16 protein-coding genes are annotated in these 17,131 nt (G+C 54.1%); 1 reads left to right on the top strand and 15 read right to left on the bottom strand.

Annotation, left to right across the window (positions count from 1 at the left end; genetic code table 11):
* Positions 1 to 31 precede the first annotated feature (31 nt).
* The 9 genes from B4N58_RS01155 to B4N58_RS01115 form a co-directional block, all read right to left on the bottom strand.
* The gene (locus B4N58_RS01155; RefSeq protein ID WP_291745076.1) at positions 32 to 1,780 is read right to left on the bottom strand and encodes a cisplatin damage response ATP-dependent DNA ligase; all 1,749 of its coding nucleotides are present in this window, start codon (positions 1,778 to 1,780) and stop codon (positions 32 to 34) included.
* A complete protein-coding gene (locus B4N58_RS01150) occupies positions 1,777 to 2,784 on the bottom strand; it encodes a ligase-associated DNA damage response exonuclease (protein WP_291745074.1) in 1,008 nt (335 codons plus the stop codon). Before B4N58_RS01150 ends, B4N58_RS01155 begins: the two co-directional genes overlap by 4 nt.
* Positions 2,785 to 2,809: 25 nt before the next feature.
* On the bottom strand, positions 2,810 to 4,162 hold the full coding sequence (locus B4N58_RS01145; protein WP_291745072.1) for a phospholipase D-like domain-containing protein: 1,353 nt from the start codon (positions 4,160 to 4,162) through the stop codon (positions 2,810 to 2,812).
* On the bottom strand, positions 4,153 to 4,947 hold the full coding sequence (locus B4N58_RS01140; protein WP_008249514.1) for an endonuclease/exonuclease/phosphatase family protein: 795 nt from the start codon (positions 4,945 to 4,947) through the stop codon (positions 4,153 to 4,155). The genes B4N58_RS01145 and B4N58_RS01140 overlap by 10 nt, the downstream gene beginning before the upstream one ends.
* A 204-nt stretch (positions 4,948 to 5,151) precedes the next feature.
* A complete protein-coding gene (gene nudB / locus B4N58_RS01135) occupies positions 5,152 to 5,661 on the bottom strand; it encodes a dihydroneopterin triphosphate diphosphatase (protein ID WP_291745070.1) in 510 nt (169 codons plus the stop codon).
* 20 nt (positions 5,662 to 5,681) lie between these two features.
* Positions 5,682 to 7,487 (bottom strand): aspartate--tRNA ligase, encoded by a 1,806-nt coding sequence (gene aspS / locus B4N58_RS01130; protein WP_291745068.1) that lies wholly within the window; start codon positions 7,485 to 7,487, stop codon positions 5,682 to 5,684.
* Entirely contained in the window at positions 7,484 to 8,185 is a 702-nt protein-coding gene (locus tag B4N58_RS01125; protein WP_008249509.1) for a DUF502 domain-containing protein, read from the bottom strand. Before B4N58_RS01125 ends, aspS begins: the two co-directional genes overlap by 4 nt.
* Positions 8,175 to 8,477 (bottom strand): FmdB family zinc ribbon protein, encoded by a 303-nt coding sequence (locus B4N58_RS01120; RefSeq protein WP_291745066.1) that lies wholly within the window; start codon positions 8,475 to 8,477, stop codon positions 8,175 to 8,177. The genes B4N58_RS01125 and B4N58_RS01120 overlap by 11 nt, the downstream gene beginning before the upstream one ends.
* A 221-nt stretch (positions 8,478 to 8,698) precedes the next feature.
* Entirely contained in the window at positions 8,699 to 9,820 is a 1,122-nt protein-coding gene (locus B4N58_RS01115) for a fatty acid desaturase (protein WP_291745064.1), read from the bottom strand.
* Between the two features lie 114 nt (positions 9,821 to 9,934).
* On the opposite strand from B4N58_RS01115, the gene B4N58_RS01110 reads away from it, so the two are divergent.
* Positions 9,935 to 10,984: an AraC family transcriptional regulator gene (locus tag B4N58_RS01110; RefSeq protein ID WP_291745062.1), complete on the top strand. Its 1,050-nt coding sequence runs from the start codon at positions 9,935 to 9,937 to the stop codon at positions 10,982 to 10,984.
* On the opposite strand, the gene B4N58_RS01105 is transcribed toward B4N58_RS01110, so the two are convergent.
* From B4N58_RS01105 to B4N58_RS01080, 6 genes are read right to left on the bottom strand one after another with little or no spacing between them, the layout of a single operon-like run.
* The gene (locus B4N58_RS01105) at positions 10,981 to 11,373 is read right to left on the bottom strand and encodes a Na+/H+ antiporter subunit G (RefSeq protein WP_291745060.1); all 393 of its coding nucleotides are present in this window, start codon (positions 11,371 to 11,373) and stop codon (positions 10,981 to 10,983) included. The genes B4N58_RS01110 and B4N58_RS01105 overlap by 4 nt on opposite strands.
* Complete coding sequence (locus B4N58_RS01100; RefSeq protein ID WP_291745058.1) at positions 11,370 to 11,648, bottom strand: K+/H+ antiporter subunit F; 279 nt, start codon at positions 11,646 to 11,648, stop codon at positions 11,370 to 11,372. The genes B4N58_RS01105 and B4N58_RS01100 overlap by 4 nt, the downstream gene beginning before the upstream one ends.
* Positions 11,645 to 12,136 carry a Na+/H+ antiporter subunit E gene (locus B4N58_RS01095; protein WP_291745056.1) on the bottom strand — a complete coding sequence of 164 codons (492 nt, stop codon included), beginning with the start codon at positions 12,134 to 12,136 and terminating at the stop codon, positions 11,645 to 11,647. The genes B4N58_RS01100 and B4N58_RS01095 overlap by 4 nt, the downstream gene beginning before the upstream one ends.
* Complete coding sequence (locus B4N58_RS01090; protein WP_291745054.1) at positions 12,133 to 13,842, bottom strand: monovalent cation/H+ antiporter subunit D; 1,710 nt, start codon at positions 13,840 to 13,842, stop codon at positions 12,133 to 12,135. The genes B4N58_RS01095 and B4N58_RS01090 overlap by 4 nt, the downstream gene beginning before the upstream one ends.
* Entirely contained in the window at positions 13,839 to 14,183 is a 345-nt protein-coding gene (locus B4N58_RS01085) for a Na+/H+ antiporter subunit C (RefSeq protein WP_291745053.1), read from the bottom strand. Before B4N58_RS01085 ends, B4N58_RS01090 begins: the two co-directional genes overlap by 4 nt.
* Complete coding sequence (locus B4N58_RS01080) at positions 14,183 to 17,116, bottom strand: monovalent cation/H+ antiporter subunit A (protein WP_291745198.1); 2,934 nt, start codon at positions 17,114 to 17,116, stop codon at positions 14,183 to 14,185. The genes B4N58_RS01085 and B4N58_RS01080 overlap by 1 nt, the downstream gene beginning before the upstream one ends.
* Positions 17,117 to 17,131: the final 15 nt, after the last annotated feature.

Genomic DNA, 17,131 nt, shown 5'->3' with positions numbered 1-17,131 from the left:
TCAATGCCGAGCAAACGACTGTTTTCGGGATTCAAACTGCATTCTCCGGGGGCAATAAAGCTTCGAGCACCGCAAGGTGATCGGCTTCATGCAAAGGTTTATCGTGGCGAATGCGCAGCATACGTGGAAAACGAACAGCCACACCACTTTTGTGGCGAGTGGAGCGGGAAATTGCTTCGAATCCAAGTTCGAAAACCAGCACTGGCACCACCGTGCGAACTGGCCCAAACTTGTCCACGGTGTGTTTGCGAATCACGCGATCCACTTCCTTGAACTCCTCATCCGTCAAGCCAGAATACGCCTTGGCAAATGGCACCAAACGGGGCAAACCACGCGCCACTGTGTCTTCCACTTTTTCACCATTTGCAATGGCCTGCGCCACTTCTTGCGCTTGCGCTGCCGTGGCTGGTGGTGTTTCCCACACCGCAAATGTGTAATCGGTGTACAGGCTGGCACGGCGGCCGTGGCCGCGCTGGGCATACACCAACACGCAGTCCACAGTCATCGGATCAATTTTCCATTTCCACCACAGGCCATCCGCCTTGGTTCGCCCAACCCCATAGCGGGAATCGCGGTGCTTCAACATGAAACCTTCCACACCCCGTGCACGGCTTTCTTCGCGCAGCAATTTCAACTTATCCCAAGTGGGTGCTTTCACAAGTTCCGACAACAACAAACGGGGCATTTCATTCACGGTGCAGTGTTCGCAATGTTCAGCATGAAAAGCCTCCAGCGCAGCCCTGCGTTCAAGCTGGGTTTGATCCACTGTAGTCATTCCATTGAAACGCAGCAGGTCGTAAGCCAAAAAAACAACCGGCGCATCGGCCATCAATTTTTTGCTGACCACCTTGCGATTCAAACGCCCTTGCAAAGCATTGAACCCGGCTGGCGCATCGCCTTGCCACACCAAAATTTCGCCATCCAGAATACAGCCGTCGGGCCAGTGCGCAAACGCATCTTGCAACTCCGGAAACTGTTCACTGACCAACTCTTCACCGCGCGACCACACCCACACCTGACCACCTTCTTTTACCACTTGGGCGCGAATGCCGTCGTATTTCCATTCCACCAGCCAATCTTCAAGTGGGCCCAACTCCTCAGGCTCCTCCTGCAAGGGATGCGCCAGAAAAAACGGCAAGGGCTGACCCAAACGACCGGGGTCTTGCCCTGTGCTGCTGTTTGCGGGTACAGCCAACAATGCGCTGAACTGCTCTGCGGTGGGTTGGTTGCTTGCATCGGCAAACCCCATCATGCGAGTGGCCACCAGCTTGGCATCCAGCCCAGCCAGTTCAGCCAAGGCACGGGTCACCAACAACTTGGATACTCCTACCCGAAAACCTCCACCCACTAGTTTTACGAACAAAAAACGCTCCGTGGCAGTCAGTTCACTCCAGCACGCTTGTACGGCGGGAATACGTTCTTCATCCGGCAGATTTCGCAGAGGCAAAATACGGTGTTGCATCCACCAGGCCAAGCCCTGCGACTGGCTGGCAAGCGCAGGTGTAATCGGTAACACATGCGCAATGGTCTCGGCCAAATCACCCACGGCCTGGTAACTTTCTTCAAACAACCAATCGGGCAAACCACTCACCTGCAAGGCCACTTCGCGCAGTGTGCGTGTGGGCACGGTGCGTTTGGGTTTGCCACCTGACAGGAAGTAAACCGCCCATGCAGCATCATCAGAAGGCGCATGTTCAAAATAACGCCGCAAGGCCTGCACTTTGTGCAGTGTCGAGGTGGAGCCATCAAGCTCGGCAAACAATTCCGCAAACTGTCTCATGCAGCAGGCGCCTCGCCTTCGCCTTCACCGCCGTACTCGGTTACAAAAGCGCGTGCGTTCAATCCCTGCTCTTGCAGCCAGCGCACCATCACCTGAACATAGCCGTGCGTCACAATCACTTGTTCTGCACCGGTGGCACCAATGGCACGCATCAGCCCAGGCCAGTCTGCGTGGTCCGACATCACAAAACCCCGATCCACATTGCTGCGCCTGCGCCCACCACGCAGCTGCATCCAGCCCGATGCAAATGCATCGGAATACGCATTGCCAAATCGCTTCATCCAGGCGGCACCCTGGGCAGCTGGCGGTGCAATGGCAAGACAGGTTTTGTAAATGGATTTATCGAGCACCTCACTCACGGTCAACGTTTCTGGCAACTTCACGCCCGCGTCGCGATAGGCCTTGTTCAATCCCTCGCAGGCGCTGTGGCACACAATGGGGCCAATGCTTGAATCAACACCCGCCAGTATTCGTTGTGCTTTGCCAAAGGAATAACCGTAAAGCACGCTGGCTTTGCCTTGCGCTGCATTGGCAGCCCACCACGCGTTGATCTCCGCATAAATTTCAGCGTCGCTGCGCCACCGGTAAATGGGAAGGCCGAAAGTAGACTCTGTGATGAAGGTGTGACACTTTACAGGCTCAAACGCATCGCAGGTTAAATCGGAGGCCACCTTGTAATCGCCACTGGCCACCCACACATGGCCTTGGTATTCAAGACGAATTTGACAGGACCCCAACACATGACCCGCCGGGTGCAGCGAAATCTTGACGCCGTTGTGAACAGTACCTGTACCGTAAGGCAAGGTGTCGAGAGAAATATTGCCCAGGCGCGTGCGCAACACGCCCTCGCCGGGCGCTGCACACAGGTAATGATTGTGGCCAACACGGGCGTGGTCGGCATGCGCATGGGTAATAATTGCGCGGTCTACCTTGCGCCACGGGTCAATGTAAAAATCGCCCTGTGGGCAATACAAACCTTCGGGGCGACTCACCACCAAATCCATGCTGCACAACCTTCAAAAACAGGCACTAATACCGGCTGCCAAAACCACCCACAAAAACAGCCAACAGCATTAATTTATAACACAGCCAACTGAATACCCTTTCTTTCAAAGGTCGCTGTGCGTGTTCATGGGCCTGAATTTCGCGGCTGTCTTTCTGAATGGATTTTAATAGTTCTTCCCGAAGCGCAACTGCGAACTCGCGGTTATAAACAATCACATTCGCTTCACGGGCAAACAGACAACTCAGAGGATCCAGGTTGGACGAACCCACAGTGGCCCAGTTTGAATCCACCACCGCCACTTTGGCATGCAAAAACCCGGGCAAGTATTCGTAAATATCGACACCAGACGCCAACAAACTGGAATACAGACTTTGGGTGGCGTAATGCTGAAAGCGATACTCCACTCGCCCTTGCAACAACAACTGAACATGCACACCGCGACCACGCGCTGCCAACAAGGCTTTGCGTATTTTACGGCCCGGCAAAAAATAAGCATTGCTCAGAATGATCGAACGTTGCGCGTTGCCAATGGCCTGCAGATAAGCGCGCTCAATACGCCTGCGCAAACGGAAGTTGTCACGCACCGCCAGTTGGGCTTTCACCTTGCCCACCGGTTTTGGTTTGGGTGTTGAACGCTGGCGAACCATGGCGTCTTGCAACTGTTCAACCCTTTCCTTCCACCAACCCGAACTGAAAGTGTCGGTCACCCGACCACCGGGGCCAATTTGTAACCACAACCACTCCATGTTGTGCCACACATCCTGCACCACCGGGCCTTGCAACTGCACGGCAAAGTCGTAGCGTGGCCCCAATGTTTTTTGATCCAACAAATCGGTGTTCACCACCATGGCCTGTTCACGCATGCCACCTGAAGCACCCCAAATAGGCTCCCGTTTTTGTTGTGCCCGCTCTGTGGCTTTCAGCAGCTCATCGCGTTCACCTTCATGGTTAAGGTCATCAATCAGGTTAATGCCGCCCACAAAGGCAATTTCGTTGTCAACCGCAATTATTTTCCGGTGCATGCGGCGAAGCCGTTTCGGGTTCAGCTTGAACAACACGCCCTCAGGCCGAAACACCCGCACATGCACGCCATGCTGCTGCAAAGTGGGCACCCATGTGCGTACGCCCTCCTGGCCACCGAAACCATCCAGCACCAAACGAACTTCGACACCGCGTGCCGCAGCTCGACACATGGCCTCACAGAAAGCCTCGCCAATGGAGTCATTTGCAAAAATATAGGTTTCGATGCGCACGGCCTGCCGCGCTTTCTCAATGGCGCCCATTGCGCGGGGAAACAGCTGCTCCCCACCCACCAGCAACTCAACTGCATTGCCCTCCCGCTCAGGTGCAGCCGCTGGCAACAGGTTCAACACCATGCACACTCCAGGTCGACCACGAATGGCGCATGGTCGGACAGCTTGGCCCAAGCAGGCCCATGAAGCACCGTGGCCTCATGAACCTTAAAACCACGTGCAAATACGCGGTCTAGCCCCAGCACTGGAAACCTGCTTGGAAAGCTACCCACACGGGCCAGGCGATTTTTCTTGTCCAGGGGCATGACTTCCTCAGCCTTCAAGCCTTGCTGCAAAATTGGCCCCAAGCGGCGCTGCCAGTCGTTGAAATCGCCCGCAACCACCAAGGGCATGCCGGCAGGTACATGCGTACCCACATGCTCAATCAGTTTGCTGGCCTGCCGCACACGGCTGCGGTAGAGCAAACCAAAATGCGCCACCATGGCATGAATGGGACCCGCAGGCGTTTTCACGCAGCAATGCAATAAACCCCGTTGTTCAAGCCGATGGTCTGAAACATCCTGATTCAGCATCCATTCAATTTCATAGCGTGACAACAAAGCATTGCCATGGTGCCCGTGTGAGTACACCGCATTCATGCCGTAGGCTGTAAAGTACTGTTGGCTGGCATGGCCCAACAGGTCGTCAATCGCAGAGGGAGACTGGGCCAAAAACTCGTGTTGCCCACCTTCTGGCCAGTGTTCAAACTTGCCGGCATGGCGGTCGTGCCGACCCTGCACCTCCTGTAAAAATACCAGGTCCGCATTCATGGCGTGGATTTGTTCGCGCAGGGCATGAATAGTAAGGGCGGGCTTGCGCAGGCCCATCACCCCCTTGTGAATGTTGTAGGTCGCAATTCGAAGTCGCATTACATGCAATACCTAGAAAATAGTTCGGTAATTTACCAAGTCAATTCAAGTCATGTCACAAACACTGGGTATTGCCCCCCAATTAGGGTTACCCCTATACTCAAATTGTAAATATTGAACTTTCTAAAGCAGTTTAAAACCGTTTCCAGCAGCAGCTATATACCGTATATGAAAAAAGGGGCCCTTTGCGGCCCCTTTGTATTTTCAAGCCGACGGGGCCTGAAGCCTTGCACTCAATTCAAGAATGGCTTGTGCATTGTTGGGTGAAAAACACCGGTCTGCAGCCTCTTTCGCACTCAACCAGGCATACCCGACATGTTCATCGGCAGCCAGTTGGGGCATAAAATCGGCGGGCACACACGCCACAAACCAATGCTCGGTGTTGTGGGTTACACCCGGCGGGTAACGATGACGCCAATGCTCAAAAATTTCGTACTGCAAGCTGTGTGGCCAAGGTCGCAGCACGCCCGTTTGCAGCAAATCGCTAAGGCTAGCCTCCATCACGGTAGGGGCCTGTACGGGCGAAGCCGCGAAACCGGTTTCCTCCGCCAGCTCACGCACCGCCGCATGCAATGGCAATTCATCCGGAAAATCAAGGCTTCCAGTCACCGATTGCCAATAACCGGCTTTGTCTGCCCGTTCAATCAATAAAAAATCCCCGGCCGGGCTGACCATCACGACCAGCACCGATACGGGGATTTTATGACCGCTCAAAACTGCGCTGCCCTGGGTGGTCAAGCGACGTTTTTGGGTTCGGTCTGACGCAAACGAATATGCAGTTCACGCAACTGCTTTTCGTCCACAGGGCTTGGCGCTTGGGTCAACAAGCACTGCGCACGCTGTGTTTTCGGGAAAGCAATCACATCACGAATACTCTCTGCACCACTCATCATGGTCACAATGCGATCCAAACCAAAGGCCAAACCACCGTGGGGTGGCGCGCCATACTGCAAGGCATCCAGCAAGAAACCAAACTTGGCAGCCGCTTCTTCTTCGGAAATATTCAAGGCACGGAACACCTTGCTTTGTACTTTTTCCTTGTGAATACGCACCGAACCACCACCCAGTTCCCAACCGTTGAGCACCATGTCGTAGGCCTTGGCAATGCACTTGCCGGGGTCGGTGGTCAGGTAGTCTTCGTGGCCGTCTTTGGGGCTGGTAAAGGGATGGTGGCAGGCCACCCAGCGACCGGCTTCCTCGTCCAGTTCAAACATCGGGAAGTCGATCACCCACAGGGGTTCCCACTTGCCTTGCACCAAACCGGCTTTCTGGCCAAATTCGCTGTGACCAATCTTCAAGCGCAACGCGCCCATGGCGTCGTTCACCACTTTGGCCTTGTCGGCACCGAAGAACAAAATGTCGCCATCGGCTGCACCGCTGCGCTTGAGCAGTTCATTCAGGGCGGTGTCGTGAATGTTTTTCACGATGGGTGACTGCAAACCGTCACGGCCCTTGGCCAGCTCGTTGACCTTGATCCAGGCCAGGCCTTTGGCACCATAAATGCCGACAAACTTGGTGTAGTTGTCAATTTCCGAACGCGGAATTTCAGCACCGCCGGGCACACGCAGTGCCACCACACGGCCATTGTCCATATTGGCTGGGCCAGAGAACACCTTGAAATCCACATCTTTCATGATGTCGGTCAGTTCGGTGAATTCCATTTTCACGCGCAGGTCGGGTTTGTCTGAACCAAAACGCGCCATGGCCTCGCTGTAAGGCATTACAGGGAAGGGGTTCTGCAATTCCACATCCATGGTTTGCTTGAACACCTTGCGGATCATGTCCTCGAACAGGTCACGAATTTCCTGCTCACCGAGGAACGAGGTTTCAATGTCCACCTGGGTGAATTCAGGCTGACGATCGGCGCGCAAGTCTTCGTCGCGGAAACACTTGGTGATTTGGTAATAACGGTCGTAACCGGCCACCATCAGCATTTGCTTGAACAGTTGAGGCGACTGCGGCAAGGCAAAAAACTCGCCGGCATGTACACGAGAGGGCACCAGGTAATCGCGCGCACCTTCAGGTGTGCTCTTGGTCAGCATGGGGGTTTCAATGTCCACAAAACCCTGTGCGTCCAGGTGGTTACGAATGGCCATGGCCACTTTGTAACGCAACATCAGGTTTTTCTGCATTTGCGGGCGACGCAAATCGAGCACACGGTGAGTCAAGCGTGTGGTTTCAGACAAATTTTCGTCGTCCAGCTGGAACGGAGGTGTAACCGAGGCGTTCAGAATTTCAAGGCCCTTGCACAACACTTCTACAGCACCGCTTTTCAGATTGCTGTTTTCGGTGCCTTCGGGGCGAGCCCGCACCAGGCCCTCTACACGCACGCAAAACTCATTGCGCAATGTTTCGGCAGTGGCAAATACATCGGCCAGGTCGGGGTCGCACACCACCTGCACCAAACCCTCGCGGTCGCGAAGGTCGATAAAAATAACACCACCGTGGTCACGGCGACGTTGTACCCAGCCACACAGGGCAATGGTTTGGCCCAGGTAGGCCTGTGACACATTGCCACAATAGTCAGTACGCATTTTCATGAATGTAAGTCTTGTTTAATGGGTTGATCCAACACGTCATCAGAGGGCGTTACCACCCCCAAGGACACAATGTACTTCAAGGCCTCGTCCACAGACAAACCGGACGGACGCAATAATTTTTCGGGAACCATAATCACGTATCCCGAAGCCGGGCTAGGCGAGGTAGGCACATAAACCGACACCAGCGGCCCCTGATCATTCAGGTTTTCCAGCAGGCTGGGGGGCGGTGTCCCGGTCACAAAACCCAAAGCCCACACCCCGGGATGTGGATAAGGCACCAGCACCGAGCGAGTAAACGCTTTTCCGGATGAGCTTAACAGCGTATCGGACACCTGCTTCACGCTGTTGTACACAATTTTGAACAAAGGGATGCGCGACAACACCCAGTCACCTGCCTTGAATAACCAGGCCCCGAAGTAATTGGCCGCCAGCACACCCGTGCCCAACAACACTGCCAGGGTCAAAATAACACCCAGCCCGGGAATATGAACTCCCAGCCATACACGGGGGTGCAGCGCATCGGGCAGCAGCATTAGGGTTTGATCCATCAAACCCACTACCAAAGCCAACACCCACAAGGTGATGCCCAAGGGCACCCAGATCAACAAACCTGTCAGCAGGTATTTCTTGATGATGTCCGAGTTCAAAACCCGTTCAGGCAACTTGGCCGACGACTTGGCTGTGGACTTAGCTGGCATCGGTACTCGGCGCCGTGGCTGAAGGTGGGCTTGCACTTGGCGCTGCGGTTGCAGCACCTACTGCCGGTTTTTCCGAAGTGGTCGCACCAGCGGCCGACGATGCACCGCCACCGCCCCGGAAATCAGTGACATACCAACCCGAGCCTTTCAATTGAAAGCCCGCCGCAGTCACCTGCTTTGCAAAACTGGCCTGCCCACAACTTGGACACTGGGTCAAAGGAGCATCGCTCAGTTTTTGCAACACGTCTTTTTCGAAGCCACACGCTTCACAGCGATACGCATAAATTGGCATTTCCGCTACACCTGCAAATACAAACGAAAAACTCCCCATTATAAGATGGAAGGCTGAAGAACTCCAACATCATGAATTTCAAAGACAAAAAAAGAGCGCTTTCCTCTCGAAAAGCGCCCTTCGTGTCGACGGAGTAGGCTGCCCCATTCAGAATTCAGCCAATGACACTAGAACTACGCCGCCCTCTCTCTAGCAAAGAGCGGTTTTGGATCAACAGACTCTTAAGCGGCCTGGTATCCTGCCTCTTGTTGACCTTGCTCGCTGGCTGACCAGCGGTTGGCACGCTTGAAAGTGCCCAGATCATTGAATCGAACGCCGTTTTCACGCATCACTTCGTGTGCCTTCTTGGCGGTCATCTGGCGAATGTAGAACGGATCACGAACTACGAAGTGATGAATGCCGTGGGTTGAGCCAAAGTTGAAACAGAACAGGTGCGGAATGATGAACCACTTGCTGTTCAGCACCTGACACTGCTGCACGAAGTTGCCGTCTTCGATGTCGCCAAAGTAGTGCATGTTCGAGCTGATGAAGTTGATGCTGAACGAACGCAACAAGTTGGGTGCGAAAATCAGCACAGCGACGGTATTGGCAGTTGCAACCAGTTCGGGGGTCACAAAGGCGGGCCATGGCACGCTGTAACCCACAGCCCATGCAGCCGCCTCGATTGCCCAGTACGCCACATAAGCATGCCAGCCAATGTAGAACGCTGAAGCCAATGGGAAGTTACCGGCAGCGCCCATCATCAACATTTTAAGACGACGATTCTTTGGAATCCTGAACACACGCAACACCACGCTCAATTCCAGATCAAACATCATCAGCAAGCGCAGTGGAGTAAACCGCTCGCCATTGGTAATGGCGCGCTCTTCCAGGTCTGTTTCGGTGCCGGAATGCTTGTGGTGATGCAAATGCAAGTGGCGACGCGCCCAGGGATTGATGGTGCTGGGGCGGCAAATCCACACCAGGGCCATCATCAGGTTGTGCATGAACTTGTTTTTACGGAAGTACATGTAATGGATCAGGTCATGTTCCAGTTCATGCGTGAAGCTCAGGAAAATGGCGATCACCGGGATGGTTACATACCAGGCCAGCACACCTTCCACGTAAGCCCAACCGGTCAGTACTGCGCCTGCCATGGAAAACAGCAGAATGGCCATGCCGATCAGGTCTTGATGCTTCAAAATCGGGTATTTGGCGCGAATGCGATCACCTTCGGCCAGCACAGCAGTTTTAATGGCAGCAATTCGTTTTTGATCTTGCGCATTGATGCTGTTTTGCTTGATGCGAGAGCCACCATCGGCTTTTGCCGCCTGACCCATCAGTTTTTCACTCAAACTTGACATACTCTTGCCTCTTTATGTTTTGGCTTTTGGTGATTGAAGTATGCTTGGGTTTAACTAGTAAAGCTTGTTCCGAAACGACAAGCCCATGACCTTCGGCGCCAAAATCAAGAAGCAATGAACAACAAAGCGTCCAATTCGAACCCAAATACACCCACCGCGCTGGCCAGCTGGATGCGCGGATTGGCGCGCGAACTGGAACAACAAGGCTGTGAGCCAGCACCTTTGTTTGAGGAAGCAGGGCTGGACTTTGCCTTGCTGGAGTCTCCGGAAGCGCGCTACCCCGTACCCCAAACAACCCTGCTGTGGCAAAAAGCAGTGGCTGCCACTGGCGATGAAACTTTGGGCATCAAAGCCATTCGGCACATCACACCCGCAACCTTTCACGCGGTGGGACTTAGCGTCATGGCCAGCGAGACTCTGGAGCAGGCTTTTGGCCGTATGCGAAGGTTTGCTGATTTGGTCACCGACGCCAGCACAATCGAGCTTCAAAGTACCGAGTCAGAATTCATCGTCGAACTTAAACTGCGAGAGGGTGCGCAACCCGCTCACCAATCCACCGATGGTTTTCTCTGTTTGCTGGCCAATGCCGGCAAAGGCTTGGGAGAATCTGGCTTGGTGCCATTGCGGGTTGAATTAAGCCGCCCCACACCACAAGCCTGCAATCTGGAATTTTTTGAGAAAAGCTTTGCCGCACCGCTGAAATTTGGCTGCGCCACCATGCGTATCGTGTATGCATTGCCCACCGTGCAAGCCCGCCTGAAAGGCGCAAACCCCTTGATTGCGGAACACCTTGACCAGGCCAGCCAGGCGGCAATTGAACGCTTGAAACCCGCCCACAGCGCCAGCAAAGCCATTCGCCAGTGGGCACTGGGTCAACTGGACAAAGGCGCACCCAGCATTGAGCAAGCTGCTGCATTCATGCACATGAGCAGCCGCAACTTGCAGCGCAAGCTGGCCGACGAAGGCACTAACCTTGCCAGTATTGTTGACGAAATCAGGCAAAGCGAGGCCACGCGTCGCCTCAAGCAAAGTCAGGATTCACTCACCGCAATTGCACTCGACCTGGGATTCTCGGATGCCTCAGCCTTCAGCCGGGCCTGCAAGCGCTGGTTCGGCAAAAGCCCCAGCGAGATTCGACAAGACTCGCTGGGCGCGAGCAATTAATCCAGGTGAGCCGGCTTTTTCTTGGGCATCGGGGACGCCACTTCACTCAGCGGCGGCGGTACCTCAGTTTCGGGTTCTTTCGAAATCCTGTTTCGGAACAAATTAGTTCTGGCCAGAAAAATTGTGGTCACCGGTACGGTGATCGATAAGAAAACGATGATCAACCACGGGTGAACTGTCACGGAAGTTTCAACCGCCGAAAAGTAAACAATACTGGCCAAGGTGACAATCCAGGCAGAGAAACTGTAGGCCAGTGCGGTCGGGTGCATGCGCTGAAAGAAGCTATTGAAACGAACAATGCCCACCGCCGAAGACAAAGTAAACACCCCGGAAACAATCAACAAAACCCCAACAAGAACTTCAACCCAGAAGGGTGCGGCTGCCATCATTCGATTACCTCCCCCCGTAGCAGGAACTTCGCCATGGCTGCCGAGCTCACAAAACCGAACAACGCAATCAGCAAAGCGGCTTCAAAATACATTTCGCTCTGGTAACGAATAGCCAGCACCATGAGCATCAACATGCCGATGGTGTACATCAAGTCCATTGCCAACACACGGTCTTGAGCACGTGGCCCCTTCAGCATGCGGTACAGGGTAAGGCCCATGGCAACGGCATAGCAGCTCAAGGTAATGACGATGGCCGCAAACAGGAACGTGCTCATTGAAAAATCTCCATCAGGGGTTTCTCGTATCTTGTTTTGATGGTTTCAATTTCTTCCTCGGCATTTTTCATGTCGAACACGTGCACAAGCAGCTGGCTGCGGTCCAACGCAAGCTCAGACCATACAGTTCCCGGGATCACACACAAAATGGCGGCCAGCACAGCCAAACCGTTTGGATCTCTTAATTCAAGTGGCACCACCACAAAACCACCTTTTGGTACCCTGTCTCCAACCGCCAGCGTACCCAGCAGCACACGCCAGTTCCAAACCACAACATCAAACCCCACACGCCAGAACAAAGCAAACGCCAACAGTGGTTTCTTGAAAAACACGGGCGCCGGCCTCAAGGGCTTCACCAGCAAAGGGATACCTACGCCTAGAATCACTGCAAAAAGCAGGTGACCAAATCCGTAGGATCGATTCAAAACAAGCCAAAGGGCAATTAACCCCAAAGTCATGAGTGGATCGGGGAACAACCTGCGAATCATGGCGTCTCCTTTTCAAGACGATAGGCATTCGTAGGCGCCCATGTCGGCTTGGCTGACAACACCGCATCCATGTATCGCTGAGGCGAATGCAATGTCTCAGAAGCTTGCTTGGCAAACTTCATGACCACTTCCGCGCGCACAGTCAACAACACAGAAAATACAATCAGCAGTGCAATCGGCAAATATTCGATCGAGCGCAACAGCGGCGCTGGCCTGCCACTGGTCATCCAGAAAAAGCGTATACCTATCCTGGTCAGGGCAACCAAAGCAAACAAACCTGACACGAACAGCAACACCATCAATGCCCACATGCCGGGTGTGGTTGTGAAATCAGTGTCTGCAATCGGCAACATGGCAGACACCACGGCAAACTTGCCCAGAAAACCGGATAGTGGCGGCAAACCGGCAACCAGCAGCGTGCAAACGATGTAAGTCAAACCCAGCAATGCGATTGATCCCGGTGTCGGCTTGCCAATCAAAAACTCTTCGTTGTCATCCAGATTGGCATGCGCCATGGAATCGGCCCTGAATCTGGACTCGGCATAACCAAACGGCAAATTGACGTCTTCCTCCTCGTCTTGCCGGCGCTGCGCAGCTTCCATGTCCCGAACCCTATCCATCAGTTCAGTCAGCAGGAACAATGCTGAAACGGCAAACGTGGAGCCCAACAGGTAATACAGCGCACTGGCTGTGACCTCTGGAACCCCGAAACCCACTACACAGATCAAAATCCCCGATGAAACAGTGATCGAGAACGCGGCCGCCCTGGCTGGGCTGGTCGCTGTGAGCACACCCAATGAACCACAGGCCATGGTCAACAACCCGCCCCACACCAACCAGTCGCTACCAAAACCTGCCGAGCCTTGAGCCTGGTCTGAAAACAGCAAGGTGCTCAAGCGCAACAACACGTACACCCCCACCTTCGTCAGCAGGGCAAACACCGCTGCGGCAGGCGCACTGGCCGACGAATAAGCGGGCACCAACCAAAAGTTCAGTGGCCACATTGCTGCCTTGGCTAAAAAAGCGATGCCCAACACGGCGCAACCTGAGTGGAAAAGCGCGCGATCGGCATCAGCGATCTGAGGAATCCTGGCGGCAAGATCAGCCATATTCAAAGTTCCTGTAATGCCATAAATCATGGCAGCACCCACCAGAAACAACGATGAAGCAGTCAGGTTAATCGCGATGTAGTGCAGGCCCGAGCGCACGCGCAAACGGCCTGAACCGTGCAAAAGCAGACCATACGATGCTGCCAGCATCACTTCAAAAAACACGAACAGATTAAACAGGTCCCCAGTCAGGAAGGCCCCGTTAATGCCCATCAGCTGAACCAGAAACAAGGGGTGAAAGTGTGAACCCGCCTTGTGCCACCTCGCCATTGAAAACACATAAGCCGCAAAACCCACCAATGCGGCCAACACCAACATGAGCGCCGACAATTGATCAAGGACCAGCACTATCCCAAAAGGTATGTCCCAATTGCCTGGCAAATAAACACCGATTGACCCAACCACCGGGGATTCTTTGACCCAAATCAGCAATGACAAGGCAATTGCCAGGTTCACCAATCCTGCAAAGAGGCCAAGGGAAATCTTTAAGCGGTAGCGACGCTCGCCAGCCAGCAACATGAGGCAGGCCATGATGAGCGGAAACAGAATGGGGGCAATGATCAAATGAGGCATCAAACCCTCAACAAGCCACATCATTCAGCATCCCCTTTGCCGTCCACATGGTCGTTGCCAAAAAAGCCTCGTTGAGCCAACAACACCACCAGAAAGAGTGCAGTCATGGCAAAGCCAATCACAATTGCCGTCAGCACCAAAGCTTGGGGCATGGGATCGGTGTAGTTCATTAAATTGGCAGCCAGTTCCGGAACCAGAATAGGCTCGCTGTCCACGGCCAGGCGCCCCATGCTGAAAATAAACAGATTGACGCCATAGCCCAACAGGCAGAACCCGATAATGACCTGGTAGGTGCGCGGACGCAGCACCAACCAAACGCCACAAGCTGTCAAAACGCCAATTGCGATCGAAAGCACCAGTTCCATCAACCCTCTCCTTTGTGGTCTTCATGAACAACGGCGCGGCGGTGCCCCCGCAATGATTGATGCCCCAAGGCCGTCAAAATCAGCAAAGTGGACCCAACCACCAATGTGAAAACACCGATGTCAAAGAACAAGGCACTGGCCACATGAAGCTCGCCAATCCAAGGTAAATACAAATGCGCAGTGTGTGTAGTCAGGAAGGGATAGCCCAGCAACAAGGCGCCCGCCCCGGTCGCCGTCGCGATCAACAAACCACTGGCAATCCAGATCGGTGGACGCAAGGGCATGTGGGTTTCTACCCAACGCGTGCCCGAAACAATGTATTGAAGAATAAACGCCGTGGACAACACCAACCCGGCCACAAAACCACCACCGGGCTCATTGTGACCGCGCATGAACAGGTACACAGCAATTACCGCAGCAATCGGCAACACGGCCCGTACCAGCACCGCGGGCACCAGAAGGTATCCCTTCGCGGTGTCGATGTCTTGATCGCTTGAAATCAGATCCGTGGCGATGTCCACTGGAATTGCGCGCTGCTGAAGCGGAATATCAATGCTTTCTGCCGCAGGCCGGAAACGGCGAAGCAAGGCATACACGGTCAATGCGACCACGCCCAACACTGTAATTTCAGCCAAGGTGTCAAAGCCGCGAAAATCCACCAACATCACGTTCACCACATTCGTACCGCCCCCCTCCGGGAGAGCCCTCTCAAGAAAGAACGGTGAAATACTCTGGGGGAAACTCCGACTCATCGCAGCATAAGACAACAGCGCCAATCCAAGACCGGCAGTCGAAGCTAAAATCAGGTCTCTGGAGCGTCGGGCTTTCGCTTTGGCCTTCACGAAGAATGGTTCTTGTCCCTTGATTTCCTCTCGGCGATTGGGTAGCCAACGCAGCCCCAGAAGAATCAACACTGTGGTCACTGCCTCAACCGAAAGCTGGGTCAATGCAAGGTCTGGGGCCGAGAACCATGCGAAGGTGATCACGGTTGTTAAACCCGCCACACTCATCAGGACCAACGAAGTCAGTCGGTGATACTTGGCCTGCCAAACAGAAGCGACCGCTGCAAAACAACCTACCACCCACAACAAAGCAAACATGGGTGAAAAAGGTAGCTTTTCCCGGGTTGACGCATCAAGCCAGTCGGCAAGTGGTAGTCCGTAGAGGGGAGAAGCGGCCGCCAAAACAGTCACCAGCATCACCAGCAACAATTGAGGCTGTAGGCGCCGCGTGCTGACAAATCGCATACCTGCACGCGCACCAACCACAAACAGGGCCAGCACACTTCTGAACAGCTTTTTTCCGCTGAAAATTCCAATCACTGGCGCAGCCTTTACGCCACTGACATTCATTCCACGACGCATCCACCAATACAACCCGATGCCACCAAACAAGGCCACAAAGCTCATGACCAAGGGCAAGTTGAAACCATGCCAAAGCGCCAAATCGAATTGCGGGAGATTGCCTGCAACCACTGGCGTAGCTGCCGTGACCAGAACAGCCTGAATAACCAGCTGTGGCAACACACCTACAGCCAGGCAGATCAGCACCAGCAACTCCACAGGCACACGCATCCAGTGCGGAGGTTCATGCGCGGGCTTGGGCAAAGCGCTACATTGGTTTGGCCCAAAAAACACGTCCACAGTAAAGCGCAATGAATACACCACGCTGAAAACCCCGGCCAGGGTCGCAATGAAGGGCAGCGCCGTTGAAAACCAAGGCACTGTACTCACGAAAACTGCCTCTGTGAAAAACATTTCCTTGGAAATGAATCCGTTCAACAACGGAACACCCGCCATGGCAGCAGCAGCCACCATGGTCAGGGTCGCCGTGATTGGCATGGCATGCCGCAGACCGCTCAATCGTCGAATGTCTCGCGTACCCGTTTCGTGGTCAATAATTCCCACCGCCATGAACAATGAAGCCTTGAACGTGGCGTGGTTAATGATGTGAAACACAGCCGCCACCGCGGCAAGGCGACTGTTCATACCCAACAGGGTCATGATCAACCCAAGGTGGGAAATCGTGGAATAGGCAAGCAGCCCCTTCAAGTCCGTCTGGAAAATGGCTGCGAAGCCACCGATCAACAGCGTGGCCAGGCCAGCACAAGTCACCATCCAAAACCATTCATCCGTACCAGCCAACACAGGCCAGAAACGCGCCAGAAGGAAAACCCCCGCCTTCACCATGGTGGCGGAATGCAGGTAAGCCGACACGGGTGTGGGTGCGGCCATGGCATGGGGCAACCAAAAATGGAAAGGAAACTGTGCACTTTTGGTGAAAGCACCAAGCAACACCAAAACCAGCATGGGCGTATAAAGTGGGTGCGCCTGTACTGCGTCTTTGGCGGCCAAAACCACATCAAGATCGTAACTGCCCGCGATGTGCCCCAGGATCAACAAGCCTGCGAACAGACACAACCCACCTGCCCCGGTCACGGTAAGCGCCATGCGGGCACCACGCCGTGCATCTTTGCGGTGGTACCAGTAACCGATCAACAGAAAAGAAAACAGACTGGTCAATTCCCAAAACACAGCCAGTTGAATCAGATTCCCTGACAACACCACACCACTCATGGCCCCCATGAAAGCCAGGAGGAATGAAAAAAACCGGGGAACAGGATCGGAAGGGGACATGTAGTAGCGTGCGTAAAGCACGACCAGGGCCCCGATCCCAAGCACCAGCATGGAAAACATCCACGCAAAACCATCCATTCGCACCACAAAGCTGAGCCCCAGAGAAGGTATCCAGGAGTATTCCTCGCGCAATACCTCGCCAGTGGCCACCTCCGGGTACAGACTTGCAACCTGCAGTGCACACAACAGGGCCACCGCGCCAGCCAGCGTAGATTCCGCATTTCGGGCATTCGCAGGCAAAATTGCGGCAATCAAACTTGCAGCGAAAGGCAAAAGAATAAGACTGATCAGTGGCAGAGATGTCATGTATAC

Source organism: Limnobacter sp. UBA3528 (genome assembly GCF_002377005.1).
Classification (GTDB): Bacteria; Pseudomonadota; Gammaproteobacteria; order Burkholderiales; family Burkholderiaceae_B; genus Limnobacter.
Note: the sequence above shows the minus strand (reverse complement) of the source record. Positions and strands in the feature narration are given on the sequence as shown.